Origin of the sequence: Polaribacter sejongensis, from assembly GCF_038024065.1 — a bacterium.
GTDB classification, from domain to species: domain Bacteria; phylum Bacteroidota; class Bacteroidia; order Flavobacteriales; family Flavobacteriaceae; genus Polaribacter; species Polaribacter sejongensis.
The window spans coordinates 3,019,691-3,043,012 of sequence record NZ_CP150667.1 but is presented as its reverse complement, the minus strand read 5'-3'; the positions used below and the strand labels follow the sequence as shown (position 1 = coordinate 3,043,012).

Sequence of the window (23,322 nt, the reverse complement as noted above, 5' to 3'; positions counted from 1 at the left end):
AAAACTATTTAAAAAAATGAATTTACCATCAGAATTAAAGTACACTAAAGATCACGAGTGGATTAAAATTGAAGGAGACGTAGCAACTGTAGGAATTACAGAATTTGCACAAGGAGAATTAGGAGACATCGTTTATGTAGATGTAGATACTTTAGACGATACTGTAGAAGAAGGAGAAGTTTTTGGCTCTGTAGAAGCTGTTAAAACTGTTTCAGATTTATTTATGCCTTTATCAGGAGAAGTAATAGAGTTTAATGAAGAATTAGAAGAGGAACCAGAATTGGTAAACTCAGACCCTTATGGAAAAGGTTGGATGATTAAAATTAAAACATCAGATAGTTCACAAATAAATGATTTATTGGATGCAGCAGCGTATCAAGAGCTTATTGAAGGATAACCTTTTTATCATTGCAATATTCATAACAATTACAATTGCTTATTTGAGTTTAAGGAGAATGCCTAAGATAGAAATAGGTATCGATAACGTTGATAAAATATATCATCTTATTGCCTACTTTACACTTTCTGTAACTTGGTTATTCTCTTTTTATAGAAAACCAACTCTAAAATATGTGATTGTTATTTGTTGTATTTTTTTTGGCATAATTATTGAAGTTTTACAACAGACATTAACTACATATAGAACAGGAGATTATAAAGATGCAATAGCAAATACAGTAGGTATTCTCTTAGGTTTTATTATTTTTAATCTAATTTTGAAAAAAAATACAGTTAATTCATACTAAGACTTGTATATAAACCAATAATTTAATTAAATTAGCGAACTATTAAAAACTCTTTACAATGGAAATTAAAAAAAACCCGAAATCAAATTTAGAAAATTACAGTAAAATTTTTATGCAAATAGGTTTGGTTTTAGCACTATTTGTAACTTACGCAGCTATAGAGAACAAAACTTATGATAAAGTTATTGGAGACTTAGGTACAGTGAGTATGAATGCTGATATGGAAGAAGAAACAGTAATTACTGAAAAAATAGAACCTATTAAACCAAAAACTCCACCACCTCCAGCACCAGAGAAAATAGAAATTGTAGAGGATGAGGAAGAAGTTGAAGAAACTGTAATCGAATCTACTGAAACAGATGAAACTGAAGCTGTAGAAGTTGAAGAAATTGTAGAAATTCAAGAAGTTGAAGAAGTTGTAGAAGACGTAAGTTTTATGATTATTGAAGATGTACCTGTATTTCCTGGATGTAAAGGAAGTAAAAACGAGTTAAAAGCTTGTTTTAGTAAAATGGTACAAAAGCACTTCTCTAGAAAGTTTGATGCTAATTTACCAAACGAATTAGGATTATCTTCTGGTAGAAAAAGAGTATTTATCGGTTTTAAAATTGATAAAAACGGTAACATTGTAGACGTTAACGCAAGAGCTCCACACCCAAAAATTAAAAGTGAAGTTATTAGTGTAATGAAAAAATTACCTAAAATGAAACCAGGTAGACAAAGAGGTAAGCCAGTAGGAGTAAAATATAGTATTCCTTTTACTTTAATTGTAGAGTAATTTATAATACATGTCTAGTCCTAAATAATCGATATAGATTAATAAAGGGTTAAATTTAATATTGAAAACTGAACAATAATGTTATTGTTCAGTTTTTTAATTTTATATGTTTTCATTTGAGTTTTATTTTGCTGGTGCATTAAGTTTGGAGCCAGCATATGATTCGATAAATGTGGTCTTTCTTGATTTTTAAGTTTACCTCAAATTTAGCAATATTAAATTCCAGCTTTAAAATTCCATTTATCCTTTCAGCCACTGTGCGTTTTCATATGGATCATATTTTTCTGTCATACTTGATTTAATTCCTTTTTTTTAACTAGTTCTTGATAATCATTTGAGTAACACTGTAAACCTATTAATGATTAATTAAAGTTGTTTTATTTTTTAAAGCCATACCTAATACTTGTAATGAGCCCTAAACACATAAACTTTTGACAACACGTTAAATCCTACAATTTTCTTTGAATACGCATCTGTTATTAATGCTAGATAACTTGGATTTTCCCTTCATCCAACATAAGTAACCTCACTTGCCCAAATCTGTTCTGATTTATCTATATTTAGGTTACAAACAATATTTTATGTTTTCTAAACCTGTAATGTACCTCTGTTGTAATATGATAAGACTTCTTTAGTAAAGTGTTTTAGCCATAGTAATAAGTGTTTGATTTTACCAGACAAAGGTTACTATATTTTCTTAACCATGTTTTAATGGTAAATCACGCTTTAATACCATATTACGACATACTTCAACCCAGTAATCTCACCAAGTTCTATTTCTTGTACAATTCGAAGTTTAAAAGAAAGTGAGTAATCTTTTTGGACTCCTTTTTTATACCCAGTGTTTTCTATCATTTTCATTACAATATTGGTTTAATGTATCGCTAATTTAGAGATGGATAAACTCAACAAAAAAAGCCTCTCCAAATAGGAAAGACTTTTGAAATACACTGCTTAATTTTTATTTTTTTAAAATTTTACGCGTAAATGTTCCTTTGTTAGTTTTTACATTAACAATGTAAATTGAGGTTGACAAATTACCAACTTCTAAATTAATTTCTTCGTCTAAAACATTTGGGTTCCATGCTTTAATTTGCTGACCATACACATTAAATATCGCTACATCTTCTATAAACAGATTGTTCTTATTAAGTATTGATATTGCGTTTGAATCATTATCCATATAAACTCTCAAATTAAAATCTAACACCTCATCAGAAACAGATAATACTTTAACTTCATTAAAAGTGATAAAAAATCGATCTTTATAAGTTCCTTTTGATAATGCTAATTCAATCACCTCATCCGTTTTTAATTCTTTAGTAGTATCCTCTACCGCATCAAATAAATAAATTTTTCTATCAATATTTTCTAATTCATCTATTCTTAAAAAAACAGGTTCTTCAGAATCAACAAGAATTGTAAGTGGCACTTTTAAAGCATCACTAATATCCTCAACCCCTGCAATAACCAATTTTTTATTTTCCATTTCGTCAAAATCCCAGAATACATCGGTTTCTTGAACATCTATCATTACACTTTCATAACCATAATCAAAAGCAAAAGAATGATTTTCATTAAATGAAACACCTATTTGTCTATGAATTTTCAAATATTCTTTATTTGTAAAATCCATTCCTAATTTTAAAATAGGAAGTGTATTATTAGCAACCTTAGCCTTTTCACCTTTAAAAAAATAAGGCTCTGTTTCTTGATAACTTCTTTGCTTATTATTAAAGTTAATGGTTCCTCCATCTTCGTCTGAAAAAACAAAAAACCCTTGACTAACAGCTATATATCTTTCTGGGGTTGTATAAGTGTAAGATTCTGTTAACCCATTTGTTCCTACAACGCTAGTGGCAGCAACTCCCATTCCAAAAGATAACTGCGCATAACCACCTTCATATCCTGCTTTTATGTGCCCATTATCTGTTGACTCTCCAGAATGTTCCCAAAAATAAAGTGTACCATCAATTGTATTTTCATTATTTAAAATAAACGCATGACCATCTAAGGTACCTGCATACGGATTTCCAATAAGACTATTTGTATTTCCAGAAACATTAAAGGAAATATTTCCATCTAATGGACTTCCATAAAATGTAAAATATTGTGGATTGGCACCTGTACTTTTCATAATATACCCAAAACCTTTATCTATATTACCTGTTTCCTTTACTTGCACCCAACTGTTATTGGCTGTACCATTGTAAGTATAAATCCAATAACTCGCTATTTGTATAGGACTGGTAGCAGCACCATCATAACCACTAACAAAATTAATATCTGATAGCCTTGAACTCGCTGAAAGTTCTCCTCCAGCATCTTTCATTATTTCTGAGACCCTATAGTCATTCCCTTCTTCAAACTCTACTACTGGAGATGACCAATAATTGTACCTATACACGTTAGGTACTTCACTTTTTTGATCTATAAGTAGTTTTCCGTTACCTGTAACATTACGATCACCATCGTGTACTTGTATAAATTGACCAGATCCTAGAATTCTAATTTCTGCATAAATATTAATATTGGTATTATTTAAAACTATTAGCGCATTATTTTTTATACTTAACACATTACTGCCTTGTACATCTAATTTTCTTGCTGATAAATTACTACTAGAATGCTCATAAGATTCTTGAATAATTACACTTCTAGATTTATCCGGAAAACCATTACTCCAACTAGAAGCTGTTCTAATTGTTGGGTTTATTCTGTGTAATCCTAAACCAGAATTCGTTTCAGAAATTGGTGTTTTTACTTCTACTTCTGATAAAAGAGGTGCATTCGCATGTCTTACAATTGCAGGAATGGGGTCTGAATCTCCAACAACTTCAATTGCATCATCTATAAAAGAAATCCATTCTGATGGTGTAAAAGTAATATTTGCTTTTGTTATCTCATCTATACGAACTAATGATGTTAGATCACTAATATTACTAACAACATCATACCTATTTGCCCATGCAGAATCATCTGTTGTGGTTGAAAGAATTATAATATCATTACCGGTAGCTAAATCTGTAACAGAAGCATTCGTTATTTCTGTTGGTGAATTAATTAATGTAACATCAGGTAAGTTATCTACAGATTTTATTACTACAGATTTTCCTGCTTCTAAAGTTGGAACAACCAAACTTGCAGAAGGTCTCACATCACTTGGAGCTGTTGTGTCTTTAAACAGAGATAACCTAATATTATCCACAGTACTTGTACCTATATTTGTTAATTCTATTGCTTTACCTGTAGAAGTTTGATAAACTTGACTAATAATTACTGGCAACAAACTACATTTATCATCTTGTACTGCACTATCTTGACTACTACCTAATTCTTGTCCGTTTCCTGCTAAAAGCGGAATTCCGTCTTCATCAACTTCTCCAGTTAACCTATTATTTACATCAACATCAGACAATGTAAAATCTGCATCACCTTCTAATGCATCCGGACAACCATCTCCATCAGCATCCGCATCTAATTGATCTATAATTCCATCTAAATCAATATCATACCTATCGTCAATATCATCTGAATTAGCATCAACAAAACCGCTAACACTTGGGTCTTTGTAATCTAAAATTCCATTTTTATTTATATCAACTATCGGATTTCCACTAGATGCGTGCTCTATAGTATCTAAAATACCATCATTGTCATCATCTAAATCTACAATATCAATAATACCATCGTTATCTGTATCTGTGGTATCACAAGTTAAAGTGCTATCATTTTGACTGCTTCCAATACTTTGGCCAGATCCAGATCCTGCTTCTGCTTCTACTAAAGTTGGTATTCCATCATCGTTAACACTTCCTGTAATTTTAAAATCTTCATCTAAATCGGTTAAATCTACAGTTCCACTTCCTTCTAATGCGTCCGGGCAACCATCTCCATCACTATCTAGATCTAAATAATTAGGAATTCCGTCTCCATCAAGATCACCTGTTCCTTCATCGGAATCTAAAATACCATCATTATCATCATCTAAATCATTAGCATCATTAACACCATCACAATCATTATCATCTCCATTTTCTGATATTGATAATGAATTGTTTGTTGAATCACTATCTGGTTGAAAAATAGGGATCGCTGTAGCCGTAAAACTTATTGGATAAGAAAAATTATCTACAGAAGTTTCCACACTTAAAGTTACACTTGCTCCTGCTTCTAGTTCACTTATTATCCATTTATTACTGGAACTATTAAAACTTGCAGAAAAAATAGAGGTACCGTTAGTCGTAAAATTAGCAGAACTACTAGTTACAGTTACTCCAGAAAAATCTAAATCTACATCAAAATCTTTTGACAACTCGTTAGACTTATTAGTTATAGTAGTTGTGAAAGTTGCTGTAGTAGGTGCACAAAAATTATCTGCCGTAATAATAGAATTAGAAACTTCTAAATCGGTTGCGGGTAAGTTAATTTCTAAAGCATCTGTATTAAATGCTGTAAAAGCAATATCTGTATTACCCGAGGTAGTATGTACAAAATTATTTGCTTGCGTAAAATTACTACTAGTAATACCAAAATCGCTTAATTTAATAGATAGCACTCTTAAATCTCTCGGGGTATTTTTACGTTTTGTCGGAACCTCTGATATCACACCTGTTGAAGAATTTATTGTGTAAATAGTCCATATTGTTTTTCCAACAACAGAAACATTATCAAAGACCACCTTTAATTCAGTTCCTACAGTATTACCACTACTATCAATAAATTTAAATTTATCCGTTTTACCAGGAGCTCCAGTTTGGGTAACAATAATATCTGGTGTTGCATCATTAATTGTGTTAGATTGATTTATTACAATTGCATCATAAGTTATTACTTGACTTTTAATGTTAAAGAAATTAGTAGCTAATTCCAGTCCATTAATACCATCTCTAACAAAACTTGATGGTACAATAGGGTCAAAAGTTTTAATATAATCTGTTGCACTGTCATCTTGCGTAACACCGCCCCAATTATATCCAATACCAACTAGGTCAGTCGAGTTATAAGAAATATCAGCAGGAATTGGAAATGCATTAAATTCTACTGGAGTGTACGTAATACTATTTGATGTTAGAAGTGGATCATTAACACCTGTAGAATACGTAATACCATTTACTGTAAACCCTAATAAATTATTAGAATCGTCATAACCTACTTTGTCAGAAGCTACTTCGGGATCGGTAGTTATACTTGATGTATAAAAGCCACCATAATCTCCATAAACGGTAGTTACATCTTCTTGTGCATTTAAAAAAAGGGGATTATAAAACAGACAAACTAAAGCCAAAAGGCTAAACAAATTTTTTAAAGGACTCACAATATTAGGGGGTTATTAATTAAATATAATAGTAATTTTATACACTAACATATAGCTATGAAAAACACTGATTTTAATATAGTTTTATAACTTTTGTGGGGGAGGCAATTATTAAAAACTTATTATCATAATTTTGCGAAAATAAATAAACAAAAAAACCTCTCCAAATTAGGAAAGGCTTTTAATTTATCTTTAACATTCTTACTTCACTTCTAGAACATTATTCTCTAAATTAATATCAGCCATTAATCCGCTTTTATCAATAGTAACAGATTTTACAGTTTTAGAAACCGTAAAAGAATAGGTAGGGTTTGCCCAACCCCAATCTTTTAAAATGGTTGCCGATGTTGGCTTAGCACCTCTCATCATTTCAAGAGGAATATTAAAACTTTCTGAAGTTCCATCAGTATAAGTTACCTCAACATCCATTGGCATTGGCATTTGCCCAATTCTTTCTAAAGTAATTGTTTTATTATCTACAGATTTCACACCATAATCTATGGTATGTGTAGTTTGCGTCCATTCGTTTAAGTACCAGCCTAAATCTATTCCAGCAGTTTTCTCCATAGAACGTTTAATGTCGTTTGGTGTTGGATGTTTAAAACTGAAATCGTTAAAATATTTCTTTAATCCATTTGCTACATTTTCTTTACCAATAACATATTCTAATTGACTTAAGAAAATATTTCCTTTTGAATAACTTGCTGTACCATACGCCCAATTTGTATGATATCTATCTGCATGTGTAGACAATGACTCTTCATATCCTTTTGAAACAATAGATCTATAACCTCTGTAAGAACCTGCATGTGGATTTTCTTTACCTTCATCTAAAATTAAGTTTTCTGCTTTATTAGAAATATAAGAAGTAAAACCCTCATCCATCCAAGGATGTAAACTTTCGTTTGATGCTAATAAGAACTGAAACCAAGTGTGTGCCATTTCGTGTGCTGTAACTCCAAAAAGACTACCAAATTTACGTTTCCCTGTAATTAAAGTAGACATTGCATACTCCATTCCGCCATCTCCACCTTGTATTACAGAGTATTGTTTATATGGATATTGACCAACTTGCTCACTAAAATACGTCATTAATTCAGCCGTTTTAGGCTGTAAATCTTTCCAGTTTTTTAAATATTCTGCTTCTAATGTTTTCTTGTATAAAAAATGTAAATCGATTCCATTTTCCATTGTTAAAACATCGTGAATGTATTCTGGATCTGCTGCCCACATAAAATCATGCACATTTGGTGCTTTAAAATTCCATGATAATTTATCGCCTTTAGGCAAGTTTAAATCTTTAGAATCATCTTGGTAACCATGACCAATTTCTTGTGGATTTTGTAAATAACCAGTACCACCAACCGTATAATCTTTATCAATATGAATGGTTACATCAAAATCTCCCCAAACACCTTGAAACTCTCTTGCAATATATGGTGGCGTGTGCCAACCTTGAAAATCGTATTCTGCTAATTTAGGATACCATTGAGACATAGATAATGCAACTCCTTCTGCACTATTTCTTCCAGAACGACGAATTTGAACAGGAACCTGAGCATCAAAATCCATTTCTAAAGTAACCGTTTCACCAGATTTAATTGGCTTATTAAGTTGAACTTCTAAAATAGTCCCAACAGTTTCATGAGAAACTGCTACTCCGTTTTGTTTTAAAGAACCAACTTTAATATACCCAATTTCATTTGACTGTAATTTACTAATTCTATCTCTAACTCTTCTGTCTGGGTCTTTTATATTTAAAGATCTCATATCCATTTGAGAACCTGGTTGAAATGCATTAAAATACAAGTGATAAAATACTTTATCTAGATCGTCAGGAGAATTGTTTGTATAAACTAACGTCTGCTTTCCTTTGTATTGGTAGTTTTTTGCGTCTACATCTACATCCATCGTATAGTCTACATGTTGTTGCCAATATGTTTCTTTAGCCGAATAAGTAGTGTTTTCTATAACCTTACAAGAGGTTAACATGATTAGCGACAATCCTAAAAAATAAATTTTCCTCATATTTATATTAATTAATGTTCAAAAAAAAAAGCAGCATTTTAAAAATGCTGCTTTTTAAGTTTAATAAATTATTTTTTACCGTTTACCATTCTGTCTGCCATTTGTAATGCATTGTAAGCATTAACAACTCTACCAGAAACTGATAAATCTGAAAAAGGAACTAACTCTCCTTTAGGGTTTTCTCTTGACTGAGACCCTGGCTTAATTACCTCTAAATTAATTTTTACACCAGAATTCATCAAAATGTGTTTAACCTGACTTGCAGTTAACTTAGGATAATAAGAACGTACCAAAGCAGCTACTCCTACAGCAGAAGGTGCCGCCATAGATGTTCCGCTAAAGTGTTTATATTCGTTTTCTGGTGTTGTAGAATAAATTTGAACTCCAGGAGCAAAAACATCTACATTTACTTTACCATAGTTAGAGAAATTAGCTGGTAATTTTTCGTTATAATTAGAACTCATTGCTCCAATTGTTAACACGTTATCAGAAACTTCTGTTAATAAATCTTTAGAATCATTAGGATATGTTCTTTCTACATCAATATCCTTACCGTCATTTCCTGCTGCATTTACAATTAACACATCATGTTCTGCTGCATATTTAATTGCATCATATACCCATTCTTTATGAGGAGAATATCCTTTACCAAAACTAGTGTTAATTACTTTTGCTCCGTTATCTACTGCATAACGCAAACCTAAAGCAACATCTTTATCATACTCATCTCCATCTGGAACAGAACGTACAGCCATAATTTTTACATTATCAGCTACACCATTCACTCCTTTTCCATTATTTCTAGATGCTCCAATAATTCCAGAAACGTGCGTACCATGTGCTTCACTTTTAATTGAAACTCCTGGATTTCCATTTCCATAACCTGGAGAATCATTAATATCGTCTGGGTTATCTCCTATTCTATAGTTCGTATATTCGTTATTTAATAAAGCGATAGATTTGTCTAACTCTTTTTTAATTTCTTCTTGCGCTTGGCTTAAAGAAGGCAAACCAAAACCAAACATTTGTTTTGCAATTGCAATGCTCTGTAATAAAGAAGGATCTTCGGTTGTAATTGCCGCAACTTCTATAGCACTATAATCGTCTTTACCAAAGTGTCTTGCTAAATTTTCATCTGCACCTTTAACACCGCTTAACATTTGCTCAAATCTAGTTTTTGTCTTTTCAGCATTTCCAACTTTAATGTCGTGTGCTGCTTGAATCTCTGCAACAATTTCTGGACTTTCTAAAGAAGGATTGTGTAAAATTCTAGCAGACTCCATGTTTTCTTTATAAGCATCGCCTAAAAAGTTCCAACCATTAATATCATCTACATAACCATTTTTATCATCATCAATTCCGTTTCCAGCAACTTCTTTTTCATTTACCCAAGCCACATCTTTTAAGTCTTCATGACCTAAATCTGTTCCAGAATCTACAACACCTACTACAACCGTTACACTCTTTTTACCTTGTAAAAAATCATACGCTTTGTCTACAGACATTCCAGGAATAGAATCTTTTACCAAATCTAAATGTCCCCAGGTATTTTTTTGTTCTTGTGTTAATGGTGCTTTTTTAGCTACTGCTATTATTGCTACATCAGAACCATTAGGAACTGGAATATTAGAAATTGATTTACAACCTGTAAAAACAAGTCCAGCAAAAGCTGTATATAAAATTGGTTTTAAAACTCTCATAATATTAATTAAATATATCTATAAATTTGTGTGTGTTCTTTAATCTAACTCCTTTTTCTGTATGCTGAACGGTACAAAGTTCATTATAAGCATCATGCTCTAAAAAAAGGTAATATTCTTTATCTGCTGCTTGGTTTAAAAAAGCCGCTTTTTCTTTTAAAGTTAACAAAGGTCTTGTATCATATCCCATAACGTAGGCCAAAGGAATGTGCCCAATTGTTGGTAATAAATCGGCTACAAAAACAATTGTTTTACCTTGATAAGAAAGCATAGGTAACATTTGTTTCTCTGTATGACCATCCATAAAAAGGACATCAAAACCTATTTGGTCTTTGTAATTACTATGTATAAAATTTAATTGTCCGCTTTCTTTAATAGGGTTGATATTTTCTTTAAAGAAAGAAGCCTTTTCTCTTGGGTTTGGCTCTGTTGCCCATTTCCAATGTTTATCATTAGACCAGAATTTGGCATTTTTAAAAGCTGGCTGTAAAATGGTTCTTTGTGCATTCCACTCTATAGCACCCCCACAATGATCAAAATGTAAATGTGTTAAAAAAACATCTGTAATATCATCTCTATGAAAACCATGTTTTGCTAAAGATGTATCTAAAGAAAAATCTCCAAAGAGGTAATAATAACTATAAAATTTGTTTGATTGCTTTGCTCCTAAGCCTGTATCAACTAAAATTAAACGATCTCCATCTTCTATAAGCATACTTCTCATGCTCATATCTATCAAATTATTAGCGTCTGCAGGGTTCGTTTTTTGCCAAATAGTTTTTGGCACAACACCAAACATTGCACCTCCGTCTAATTTAAAATTTCCAGTTTCTATAGGGTATATTTTCATTCTGTATAGATTAAAATCATAAAAAAAATTGACTATAAAAATAATCAATTAGAATTCAATATATTCATAATACTTCTTAAAAGTATACAGAAAGCAAAGATGAAGAAAATAAGATAGTTTTTTGTTAAGAAAGTCTAAAGATTACACCAAAACAATTTAAAAATGATTGGCCAATAAATTTTAATTATTTTCTCTGAATTGAAAAAGGAAAACTAAAACATTATGAATAAAATTAGGACTATTTAGAAGCGCTACTAGAATCCATTTCACTTAAAAACTTAGCCACTCTAATAATTACAAATACCAAAGCAATCAATCCCAAAATAACAAACAATAATTGATTGTCTAAGAATGATGAAGGAGTTTCACCATTAATTGGAGTAGAGATTTGTAGCATCATAATAAGGAATACGGTTTAGTTATACCAAAAATCTATAAAAATTAAGCGCAACCTCCTTACTCTTCGATAAAAAACTCTTTTCGTACGTTGACATGCACTTAATCTACTTTAAGTAAATTATTCTTTTACTGTTATTTGCTGATGAATTTCATTCCCAAAATTATCCGTAGCCGAAATAAGATAGTTTCCAGTATTTAAATCCACTCCAAACTCATGCTGTTCTTTTGTGCTTCCTAAGTATTTACTATCAACATACCAATATAAAATAGCTTCACTATTTGCATGTGCTACTTTTAAAACAAGTTCATTTTTCTTTCCGTCGAAATTCTTTGGTAAAAAAATGGTGCTTTTTTCCGTAGGATAAATAAATTTCATCGCGTTTTTTGCCGCACCTAAACAATCATTTCTAAATTTTGGCAACGGTTTATAAAACGGATTTTTATCCTTGTAATAATATTCCATTAAAGGAGGCAACACAAACCAAGATTTTTGTTTGATGTTTTCTAGTTGTTCACAAGAAGTGTTTACCTGATAATTTTCTGACGCATCTACATTTACCAAAACATGGTACGGACAAGGTGCTGCTTTTAAACCTGCATTCTGTACAAATTCTAATGATTTATCTTCACAATTTTGAGTTGCTCTATACCCACTTTGTGCACAAATTTCTATTTCAGTCATTTCATCAAAAGGTTTTTCAAACCATGTTGAATTTGGTAATTTATCAAAAACATCAAATAAAATAGGCGCTGCAGCTTGCACACCAACCAAACCGGGTCTTCCTTCTCCGTCTGCATTCCCAACCCAAACTCCTACTACATAATCTTTAGTGGTTCCTATTGCCCAAGCATCTCTAAAACCAAAACTTGTCCCTGTTTTCCAAGCAATTTGTTTAGAAGCATCAAAAAACTCCCAATTTTGATCTGCATTAGGTCTGTTTACATCTTTTAAACTCTCAAAAGTGAGATAAATAGAAGCGGCATCAAAAATTATTTTTTCTGATGATTTTTCTCCGAAATCTATTTTTTGATCCGCATAGAAAGTAGGTTCACAAAATTCGTTTTTAAAATACCTGCTAGAGTTTTCTGAATAATGATTTACTGTAGATGCCATCGAAGCGTAACTTTTGCATAAATCCCACAAATTACTTTCCGCGCCACCCAAAGCCAATGTTAATCCGTAATAATTAGGATCTTTCTTTAAATCTCTCAGTTCTAATTTTTGTAAATAATCATGAAATTTTTCCAAGCCAAAACTTTGCAACATTCTTACCGTTGGTACATTTAAAGATTTAGATAATGCTAATTTTGCAGAAATTACTCCAGCATATTTTTTATCAAAATTTTCTGGATGATAACTTCCAAAGTTTGTAGGCACGTCTGCAACCAACATATTTGGCAACAAATCTCCACTATCTAACATGGCTGTATATAAAAATGGTTTTAAAATACTTCCGGTACTTCTAGGTTTGTCTATAACATCTACATCTTTCTGGTTAATTCTAGTCGTTTTAGAGTTGCCAACATAGGTTAAAACCTGTCTCGTATTTATATTTAAAACCAAAACAGAAATATTAAATATCTCATTGTTTTTTAACTGATTATAATGATTATTTACAATTAAATTTGTTTGATTCTGCAACCTTTTATTTATCGTAGTTTTTACAAATTTTCCTTTATTTTTTTTATTGATTTTCTGTAATAAATGTGGTGTAATTTGAGGAAGTGGATACGGTTTTTGCGGTAATTCTTCTAAAACTGATAATTCATACGTTATCGAGTCAATGATATTCTTATTCAGTAACTTTTTTAACAATCGATTTCTTTTCACCAATAATCGATGTTGATTCCTCCCTGGATAAATCAAATTTGGAGCATTGGGTAAAACAGCTAGAGTGGCAGATTCTGCCCAAGATAAATCGGATGCTTGCCTATTATAGTAACGCCAAGAAGCAGCATCTAAGCCTACAACATTTCCGCCGAAAGGCGCATTAGAACTCCAGTAGGTAATAATTTTTTCTTTGGATGCTCTAAATTCTAAACGTGTTGCTAAAATTAATTCTTTTACTTTTTCAAAATAGGTTCTAGGTCTGTTATCTCTACTCAAACGAATAACTTGTTGCGTAATGGTACTTCCACCTCTTTTTACACTTCCTGCTTGTAAATTTTGTTTTAAGGCTTTAAAAATGGAAACTGGATTAAACCCAGGATGCATATAAAAATGCTCGTCTTCAAACTGAATTAAGCAAGTTTTAAACTTCTTTGGAACGGAATCTCTATGCGGAAAACGCCATTGTCCATCTTCTGCAATCAATGCGCCCAACAGTTCATTATTACTACTTGTAATTACGGTTGATGTTGGCTTAGTAAATAATTGACTTGGCAAACAAAATGCATAAAAAATCAGCAGAACAATAATAAATATTGTTTTCTTTTTATGACGTTTTATGTAGTTTGTTATTTTCAATTTTGATGTATTAAAAGTTATAATATCCGCTCGTGTGCAGTTAGGAATTTATCAAAACCTCTCGACTGCGCTCGAGGAGACATTTACCATTTTATTTTAACCCCAACTGTCATTTCGAAATAAGCCTTTTTCAGGTGATTGAGAAATCTCACAAGTTTGGTATTGATTATGAGATTCCTCTTCCTGCGTCATTCGGAATGACAATCATACTTCATTCGGAATGACATTTGTAATTACTAGTGACTACTTAATCACCTCAATCCAACGTCCTTTTGTTCTCACCAAATAATCATGATCATACATTGCTTCTACCTGAATTCCTGGTAAATAATAATTCCCTAAATAAGCTGCATTCAACAATACTGTAAAGGTTTTTGTTTCTGCTTTATTAGACTGCTGATTCAGATCGAAATAAAAATTAACCCTGTCATCTCTAATATCTGTATAACGAGCTTCACTTTTTGTAGTTGTACCAAAATCTGTAAAACGAGTGTTCACAATTTCCCATCCAGAAGGAAAAACTTGTGTCAACGCAATGTCTTTTACATTTTCATTTTTAGGATTGCTCACAATTATTTTTGCTACAAAATCCTGACCTTGTTTTAAACTGTTGATATCGATAGATTTTCCTTGTAAATCGACATATTGAACAGACGCACTCAAACCTCTACTTTCTGTAATTTCATCACCCAAAGGCAACTGACCAGAATTGATAATTCTTGCAAACACAACATTATTATCTTCATTTTTTATAGTGATAGAGTTGGCTCCGTTTTTAACCTGAACGGTTCTTTGCACCATAGAACTTTGCGTATCTACAGCAACCGTTTTCCCCTCAATAGTATATTCTAAATTAATAGCTTTCCCTCCGTTTTTAACCACCATTTTACCAATTGCTAATAAACTATATGCAGTAGATTGTGTGCTCATCCATTTACTACCAGACAATTCTTTTGCAATAGATTTCGCTACCTCTTTTATGTCCTTATGATCAGTTATTAACATGGTTTCTAAGGCCATTGCTCGGTTTCTATCGACAGAACCGTAAGAATAATAATTATATTTAGAAGTAGTAAAATTAATATTTGCAGTGTTCATAATTTCTAAACTCGCTTCTTTTTGTCCTGCCAAAGCATACGCTGCAGCCAAACGCCATTTTGCATCGTTAGAAATTTGTTTAAACTCACGCATTCTGTTCATCGCAGACAAATCTGGACTACCAGCCAAAGCCAATGTGTATAAACGATAAGCTTGTGCTAAATCTGTATAATTATTTCTGTAATCTGGTCTCCAATTTCTTGCTGCATTTTTCTGATATCTAATAAAATCACTTTTAAAAGTTAACGGTAAAACAAATCCTTTTTTAGCAGCTTCTAACATAAAATGACCTGCATAGGTTGTTCCCCAATCATCTGTTTCACTTTCTCCCATCCAATAACTCAAACCTCCATTTGCTTGCTGAAAGTTTCCTAATCTTTTAATTCCGTTTTCTATATTTTCTTGAATCTGACGTTTTTTATCCGCAGTTAAATCAAAAATATCATTCAAAAATAATTGTGGAAAAACCCCTGAAGTAGTTTGTTCTACGCAACCATGCGGATACTGAATTAAATACTCTAATCTTCCAGAAAAGTTAATTTGAGGAATGGTAGATAATTCTAACATTGCGGTATTTGATCCTTCAACTCCAAATGTATCAAAATTAATTGTTTGACTTTGATTGCCTTCTACAGTTGCATCTACTACTTTAGATGTAATTGGATTCGGATTTACAACATCTAACTCTACTTTATAAGTTGCTTTTTCTCCGTTTCCGGATGCAATAATTTCAACCGTATTGATGCCGTTTGCTTTTAAAACATCCATTTCAAAATACACCATTTTTTCATCTGGCTTATCAAAATTAAGTTTTTGAATTTTATGACCAATCACTGCAATTCCGTTAGATGTTTTTACCTCTATCGTTACATTTTTTACTTTGTTATCCATTGCAAAAATGGTAATTGGCAATGTAACTTTTTCTTTTGGGGATAATTTTCTTGGCAATGTAGCCAACACCATTAAAGGCTTTTTAACAGGTACCGCTTTTTCTGCATTCCCAAAAGCTTCATTAGTAACATCACCCGCAACTACCATGGTTCTTACAGAGCCAATATAATTTGGTAGCGTAATTTTATGTGATGCCGTTTTTCCTTTTTTAAGATAAAACGGACCAATAAATTTTACAACTGGTTTAAATCTGTTGGCTTTTCTATTTTTTGCAGCAGCAGCACTTCCATCTCCACCAATGGCAAAAACCTGATCTACACTACCTGAATATGCACCAATTACATCATCAAAAATATCCCAAGTTTTTACACCTAAACCTTCTCTTGCATAGAAAACATCAAACGCATTTGGAGTTTTAAAACGTGTTAAATCTAACAAACCTTCTTCTACAACAGCCAAAGTGTAGGTCATGGCTTTGTTGTTTTTTTCAGAAACTTTTACCGTAAATTCTTTTTCTGGTTGCAACTCTTCTGGCATCGAAATTTGAGGCTCTAACTTCGTACTTTCATCTTCTACCAAAAGCGGAATTACACCAAACAATCTTATTGGTAAATCATTTTCAGAAACTTGATGTGGTTGTAATAATGAAATATTTACAAACACATTTGGCGCCATATTTTTGTTGATAGGAATTTCTACAGAAGTATTCCCTTTTGTAGTTTTCATCCATTTTGTTTCTAATACTTTTGTACCATTTTCTATACTGATTAACGCATGACCTTCACTACCTGATGGAAATGTAATTTTTGCAGTTTCACCAACATTGTACTTTTCTTTATCCGCAGAAAACACTAACATTTTTGCAGCTTCTTTATTATCAGAACCAGAATTTTCCCACCAATTTTTATAAAAATAAGCTGTTCTACCCGTTGCGTGACCACTTTTCTTGTCGATTACTCTTATTAAAAAACGACCTCTATCTCTTTCTAGAATATTCAAATTGAAACTTCCATTTCCTTTAGAGTTCGTGCTAATCTTTAAAGTTTTATATGGTTTATTATACGTGCTAGAAGTATATCTAGACAAGTTATCATCCGAAGAACTCCACCACCAACGCCACTCAATTTTATAAACTTCAACCTCTATTTCATCTCTTTTTACTGGACTTCCTTTTTCATCAACCGAAACCACAGAAAAAGTCTGATTTTCATCTGTAAAGAAAGAACCATATCTATTTCCTTCTGGCGATTTTAAACCTATAAAAGAGGTAAATGGCGCATATTTTTTAGTGAAAGCATCTATAGAAAAATCTCCTCCGTTTTCAAAAGCTCTTACTAAAAACTGCACATTTAACATTCCGGGTGCATTTTTACCAATGGCTAGTTTACTATCAATTTTTGCGAAACCGTTTTCATCTAATTTCCCTTCAAAAATATTTATTTCTTCGGATAAAAACTCTCTTGATGGATCTGTAAAAACATAGTCTTTGTAATCTTCAAAACCATAATTTGCCGTAGAAACTTTTGCTTTAATTTCTGCTTTTAGGTTTTTTGCAGGCGTACCGTGTAACCATTTTACATCTAAAGTTCCATTAATTGGTTTATTACTGGCTAAAACCTCATCATCAAAATCCACCTTAATTTTTAAACGATTTGGTTTTACAGTTTCTATTTTTAGTGACTTGTAAAACTTTGCACCACCTACAGAAATTTTTGCATTGTAGTTTCCTGTTTTTGCTTCTTGAGTAGTTGAAAATATAAAGTTGTAAAAGTTATTTACGTTTTCTGATGTTACTTTTTTATACACCAATTTTCCACTAGGGTCTGTAACTTCTAGTTTAACAGGGTGGTTTTTTGGCAATTTATTATCTGCATCATTTAGTAAAAACGTTAAATACACATTGTCTCCTGGACGCCAAACTCCGCGTTCTCCATAAATATATCCTTTTAAGCCTTTTTCTGTTTTGCTACCAGCAACATCAAACTTACTTAAAGACAAAGAATTCCCGTCGAACAGTCGAATGTATCCTTTATTATTCCCTTTAGAAACCACTGCAAAAGCTGCAGCTTTAGAAGTCTCAATATTAGCAAATCCTTCTGAATCTGTTTTGGTAGTTACAATTTCTTGTTGCTGAAAATTAAATAATTTAATAGTTGCTCCAGCCTGAGGTTTTGTGCTTAAAATATCTGTTATGGCAAAGAAATAAGAATTATTTTCTCCTTTTTTCGCAATAATACCTAAGTTTGAGGCTAATAAATTTTGAGTTACTTCTTTATAGTAGTAATAAGAATCTGAACACGGGTTGTCTCTTTCTTGCCAGTTATAATTACGATCTTTATAATCGTATAATTTATTGTCCCAATACAATTCTTCTCTCGCTTCTTCGTCCTCTATTTTACTTAAATCATCATATGTTTCTTCTTCGAAATTAGAGTTTACACTTTTATTTTCTGAACAATCATAAAGTGCCTGACTTTTATTAAAACTCAATTCTACTCTATAAATAGCACCAGGTTCAGCATCTATCAATTTAGCCAAATCTACACTATACGCCTTCCATTTTTGAGTATTAGTTGTCTTGCTGTCAATTAACGTAATGGTTTGCTTAGCAACACGTCTACCAACTCGTATAATTTGGTATTCATTATCACTATTCATACTGTTTTCTTGTAAAAACTGAAGTACATTGTCTTCGTAGATTTTTATAATTCTAACATCAACTTCTTTTACGTTGATGGCTTCAAAATTGAATTTTAAATCTTTAGAATTTGGTAAAATAGCTCCACTACTTATCGCTCTTATTGCTGGTTTCTTTTGTTCAAAAGTGATGGTTTCCTTAAACGATTCTTTCAATTTATAATTATCAGCATTTTTAATTCCCTGAAATACAGAAACTAAAACATCGCCTTGAAACTTATTTTCTGAAAACACTTTTAACTCATTCCCATTGACAATAAAACGTGGGTTCTCTTCATTTTTGATGGTTACCAAACCGTCAAAATTTTGTTGTTTTTTAAGTTGATCTGAAAAGTTAATGGAAATATACTGCTCGGATGTATTGTTAATTTTTAAACCAAGTACTTTAAAATTACTCTTACCAGGAATTAGAACTTCATTTTCACCTTTAGACTCAGCATTTATTGCTTTTCCATCCCAAGAAATGGCTAATTGAGAGTCTTCTACAAAACGTTGAATACTATCAACTTTAAATTCGAAAACCTTTCCGTTTTTGTAGGATTCATTCCAAACGATCTTTTTTGATGTTCCATTTTGAGAAGCACTTATTAATTTTTTAGCATTTTCTAATGAAATAATATCTGCAGATTTTACAACACCTTCTAAATATTGAAATTCTTTAGAATACGATTGTAAATTATTGGTCTGAATATTAAAATTTGGTGCAATTGTTTTAAACTGAAAAGTATAAGTTTCAAAGTCTTGAGGCGTGTCTTTATAAATTTCTTCCAGATTTACAGAAACACTATATTCTGTATCTGCATCTAAAATTTCATCTGGTATAAATATAAAAGCATGTTTATTTACTGTTTTAACGGTACCACTTACATGCGGTTTCACAGAAATAATTTCAGTTGAAATTTCTTTATTTGCTTCCCAACCTTCTACTTCTTTGGCAAGGTTTATTTCTATATTATTTGCTACAGAAACCACTCCAGACGTAGTGTAACTTATATATTCTTTAAACTTAAAAATGTTATCTGTTTTAACTTCTTCTTTCTTACAAGAAAGGATCAGTAAAAAGATTGAGATTGTTAAAAGTAGATTTTTCTTTTTCATAGTAATTGTATTTATAAACACAGCTCAAAAATAAGGATTCCTTTTGACCTTAAGTACGACTATTTAGTATTCGCTATGGTTTATTTAGTATTCGTAAAAAATGGTTATTAACTCTTTTCTTCTTCTTTTAAGGATAAGAGTTTTTTATTACTAAAACCTTAGTCAAGATTTTTACATAAATCCCAAAGACTATATAATCCATAAAAAATTCCAAATAAAAAAACCCCAATCGGAATGACTGGGGTTTTTCGAGGTGTCTAGCGGATTCGAACCGCTGTACATGGTTTTGCAAACCATTGCCTAGCCACTCGGCCAAGACACCTTTTTATCTTAAAGCAAGATGTAAATCTATTTTTAAGGATTGCAAATTTACGCAATTTTACAAAGATTACAAGTATTTTTTTAAATTAATACTCAAAACAAATAAATTTTAAGATTTTAAAACAAGTTATCCTCTTTTTATCTGCGTAAAATTTATCTTTTTTCCGTAAGAATAATTACGACTTCTTCTACGTTTCCACCAATTGGAGGATTAATTTTAGCTACAGAAACCTTCGCTTTTTTTACTCTAGAAATTTCTTTAAAAATTCTATCTAAGATTCTCTGTGCCACTTCTTCTAACAATTTAGAACGAATAGCCATTTCTTCTTTTACAATACGGTTTAAGTGTACATAATCTACGGTGTCTTCTAATTCATCTGTTCTAGATGACTTTTTTAAATTCGCCTTAATTTCTACATCAACGCTGTATTCACTTCCTATTTTTCCTTCTTCGTCTAAACATCCATGAAAAGCATAGAGTTTAATATTGTTTACTTGTATTATTCCCATTTTGTAATTTAAAAGAACAAATATAGCGTTATTAACCGATTTTTATAGACTTTCTACTACTTGTGTTAGTGATTGAAACGGCAGCTTTTTTATAGTTTTTTTTTGGAAACTATAAAAAACTACAGTGGAAAGCACGACCCGCAGGGAAACACCCAAAAAAAGATCTGAAAAATGAGTTATTTTACGTAATTTTGGAGCTTAATTTTGTACCGAAACAGATGTCTGAAGAGAAAAAATCGCTCAATTTTTTAGAGCATATTATTGAAGAGGATTTAACAAACGGAATGCCAAAAGAAAATTTACGTTTTCGTTTTCCGCCAGAACCAAATGGGTATTTGCACATTGGTCACACAAAAGCAATCGGAATTAGTTTCGGTTTGGGTGAGACTTATAATGCACCTGTAAATTTGCGTTTTGATGATACAAATCCAGCAAAAGAAGAGCAAGAATATGTAGATGCAATTAAGAAAGATATTTCTTGGTTGGGCTATTCTTGGGCAAATGAGTGTTATTCATCAGACTATTTTCAGCAATTGTTCGATTGGGCAGTTTTGTTGATAAAAGATGGAAAAGCATATGTAGATTCTCAATCATCAGAAGATATGAGAGCACAAAAAGGTACGCCAACTCAGGTTGGTACAAATAGTCCTTTTAGAAATCGTTCTGTTGAAGAAAACTTGGAATTATTCCAAGGAATGAAGGATGGACAATTTAAGGAAGGTGAACATACTTTGCGTGCAAAGATTGACATGGAAAACCCAAATATGTTACTACGTGATCCTTTAATGTATAGAATTATGTACAAAGATCACCATAGAACTGGTTCTGATTGGTGCATTTACCCAATGTACGATTGGACGCATGGTGAGAGTGATTATATTGAGCAAATTTCGCATTCTTTATGTTCTTTAGAGTTTAAACCTCACAGAGAATTGTACAATTGGTTTAGAGATAATGTGTACGATTTTAGCAAATCTGAATATCCAAATCCGCCAAAACAACGTGAGTTTTCTCGTTTGAATTTGAGTTATACCATAATGAGTAAACGTAAGTTGTTAACTTTGGTTGAACAAGGAATTGTTGCTGGTTGGGACGACCCAAGAATGCCTACAATTTCTGGTTTAAGAAGACGTGGTTATACTCCGGAATCTATAAAAAGTTTTATTGAAACTGTGGGTGTTTCTAAACGTGAAAACGTAATTGATGTAGCACTTTTAGAGTTTAAAATTCGTGAGGATTTAAATAAAACAGCCAAGAGAGTGATGGGAGTTTTAGACCCTGTAAAAGTGGTTATTACAAATTATCCGGAAGGAAAAGAGGAAATGTTAGACGCTAACTATAACGACTATGAAGATGGTTTTGGTAGCAGAGAGGTTCCTTTTTCTAGAGAGATTTATATAGAACGTGAAGATTTTAGAGAGGAAGCGAATAAGAAATTCTTCCGTTTAAAATTAGGTAAAGAAGTGCGTTTAAAAAATGCTTATTTTATTACAGCAACTAGTTGTACCAAAGATGCTGACGGAAATATTACAGAAATACAATGTACATATGATCCGTTAACAAAATCTGGAATGGACACCGAAGAAAGCAAGCGTAAAGTAAAAGGTACTTTGCATTGGGTTTCTGTAAAACATGCTGCAAAAGTAGAAGTAAGAGCTTATGACAGATTGTTTTTAGATGAAGCGCCAGATAGCCATAAAGACAAGGATTTTATGGAATTTATAAACCCTAATTCTTTAGAAGTAATTACTGCTTTTGTAGAACCGAGTTTACAAACAGCTACCATTGGCGAACGTTTTCAGTTTCAGCGAATGGGCTATTTTAATGTTGATAATGACACAACCGAAGACAATTTAATTTTTAATAAAATTGTTGGATTGAGAGATTCTTGGGGCGGGAAATAAGTTGGCAGTTTTCAGTCTCTGTATTCAGTTATCACTGCTATGTTAAAAGGTGGATGTAAGTAGTTCTCACTGTTGTGTTTTAAAATAGAATGTTCATTTAAAATTTATAATTATGAAAAAAATAATTATTTTAAGTTTATTAATATTCGCTTCTTGTTCTAACAAGAAAGAAGTAAAACATGTTGCAGAAATATCTTGTGGCCAATGTCAGCTTGATTTAGATTCTGAAGCAGGATGCAGTTTAGCTGTTAGATTTGATGACAAAGCTTATTTTGTAGATGGTTTTGGCATTGATGATTTTGGTGACGCCCATGATGAAAAAATTGGCTTCTGTAATGTAGTTAGAAAGGCAGAAATTGTTGGTCTTGTAGAGGATGGACGTTTTTTTGCAAGTTCTATTGAGTTGGTGAAATAAAAGAACTAAGACGTAAAAAATAGATTTCTGCTTTCGTAGGAATAAAAACAAATAAAAATCCGATGAAAATTATTTCATCGGATTTTTTTGTCAATCTGAATTT

The 23,322-nt window shown here is 31.8% G+C and carries 13 protein-coding genes and 1 tRNA gene; 5 read left to right on the top strand and 9 right to left on the bottom strand.

The features are described from left to right. The first annotated feature begins 16 nt into the window (after positions 1–16). The 3 genes from gcvH to WHD08_RS12650 are packed head-to-tail and all read left to right on the top strand — an operon-like array spanning position 17 to position 1,524. Positions 17–397, top strand: coding sequence for a glycine cleavage system protein GcvH (gene gcvH / locus WHD08_RS12660; RefSeq protein ID WP_208890573.1), 381 nt, complete (start codon positions 17–19; stop codon positions 395–397). A 58-nt stretch (positions 398–455) separates the two neighbouring features. Then, entirely contained in the window at positions 456–746 is a 291-nt protein-coding gene (locus WHD08_RS12655) for a VanZ family protein (protein WP_240915438.1), read from the top strand. 58 nt (positions 747–804) lie between these two features. Further along, complete coding sequence (locus WHD08_RS12650; protein WP_165731616.1) at positions 805–1,524, top strand: energy transducer TonB; 720 nt, start codon at positions 805–807, stop codon at positions 1,522–1,524. A gap of 961 nt (positions 1,525–2,485) precedes the next feature. On the opposite strand, the gene WHD08_RS12645 is transcribed toward WHD08_RS12650, so the two are convergent. From WHD08_RS12645 to folB, 9 genes are all read right to left on the bottom strand, one after another. After that, positions 2,486–6,811: a T9SS type A sorting domain-containing protein gene (locus WHD08_RS12645; protein ID WP_208890574.1), complete on the bottom strand. Its 4,326-nt coding sequence runs from the start codon at positions 6,809–6,811 to the stop codon at positions 2,486–2,488. 231 nt (positions 6,812–7,042) lie between these two features. Next, the gene (locus WHD08_RS12640) at positions 7,043–8,833 is read right to left on the bottom strand and encodes a M1 family metallopeptidase (RefSeq protein ID WP_244183344.1); all 1,791 of its coding nucleotides are present in this window, start codon (positions 8,831–8,833) and stop codon (positions 7,043–7,045) included. A 104-nt stretch (positions 8,834–8,937) separates the two neighbouring features. Next, the gene (locus WHD08_RS12635) at positions 8,938–10,569 is read right to left on the bottom strand and encodes a S8 family peptidase (RefSeq protein WP_208890576.1); all 1,632 of its coding nucleotides are present in this window, start codon (positions 10,567–10,569) and stop codon (positions 8,938–8,940) included. A 4-nt stretch (positions 10,570–10,573) separates the two neighbouring features. Continuing rightward, the gene (locus WHD08_RS12630) at positions 10,574–11,419 is read right to left on the bottom strand and encodes an MBL fold metallo-hydrolase (protein ID WP_208890577.1); all 846 of its coding nucleotides are present in this window, start codon (positions 11,417–11,419) and stop codon (positions 10,574–10,576) included. A 238-nt stretch (positions 11,420–11,657) separates the two neighbouring features. Further along, complete coding sequence (locus WHD08_RS12625) at positions 11,658–11,819, bottom strand: hypothetical protein (protein ID WP_208890578.1); 162 nt, start codon at positions 11,817–11,819, stop codon at positions 11,658–11,660. A 117-nt stretch (positions 11,820–11,936) separates the two neighbouring features. Next, positions 11,937–14,285: a penicillin-binding protein 1C gene (pbpC, locus tag WHD08_RS12620; protein WP_244183316.1), complete on the bottom strand. Its 2,349-nt coding sequence runs from the start codon at positions 14,283–14,285 to the stop codon at positions 11,937–11,939. A gap of 243 nt (positions 14,286–14,528) precedes the next feature. Beyond that, a complete protein-coding gene (locus WHD08_RS12615) occupies positions 14,529–20,069 on the bottom strand; it encodes an alpha-2-macroglobulin family protein (RefSeq protein WP_208890579.1) in 5,541 nt (1,846 codons plus the stop codon). A gap of 251 nt (positions 20,070–20,320) precedes the next feature. Continuing rightward, positions 20,321–20,391: transfer RNA gene (locus WHD08_RS12610), tRNA-Cys, on the bottom strand. 152 nt (positions 20,392–20,543) lie between these two features. Beyond that, positions 20,544–20,900, bottom strand: coding sequence for a dihydroneopterin aldolase (folB, locus tag WHD08_RS12605; RefSeq protein WP_165733935.1), 357 nt, complete (start codon positions 20,898–20,900; stop codon positions 20,544–20,546). Between the two features lie 218 nt (positions 20,901–21,118). On the opposite strand from folB, the gene WHD08_RS12600 reads away from it, so the two are divergent. Then, the gene (locus WHD08_RS12600; RefSeq protein ID WP_208890580.1) at positions 21,119–22,804 is read left to right on the top strand and encodes a glutamine--tRNA ligase/YqeY domain fusion protein; all 1,686 of its coding nucleotides are present in this window, start codon (positions 21,119–21,121) and stop codon (positions 22,802–22,804) included. Between the two features lie 112 nt (positions 22,805–22,916). Beyond that, positions 22,917–23,219: a DUF6370 family protein gene (locus WHD08_RS12595; RefSeq protein ID WP_208890581.1), complete on the top strand. Its 303-nt coding sequence runs from the start codon at positions 22,917–22,919 to the stop codon at positions 23,217–23,219. Positions 23,220–23,322 lie beyond the last annotated feature (103 nt).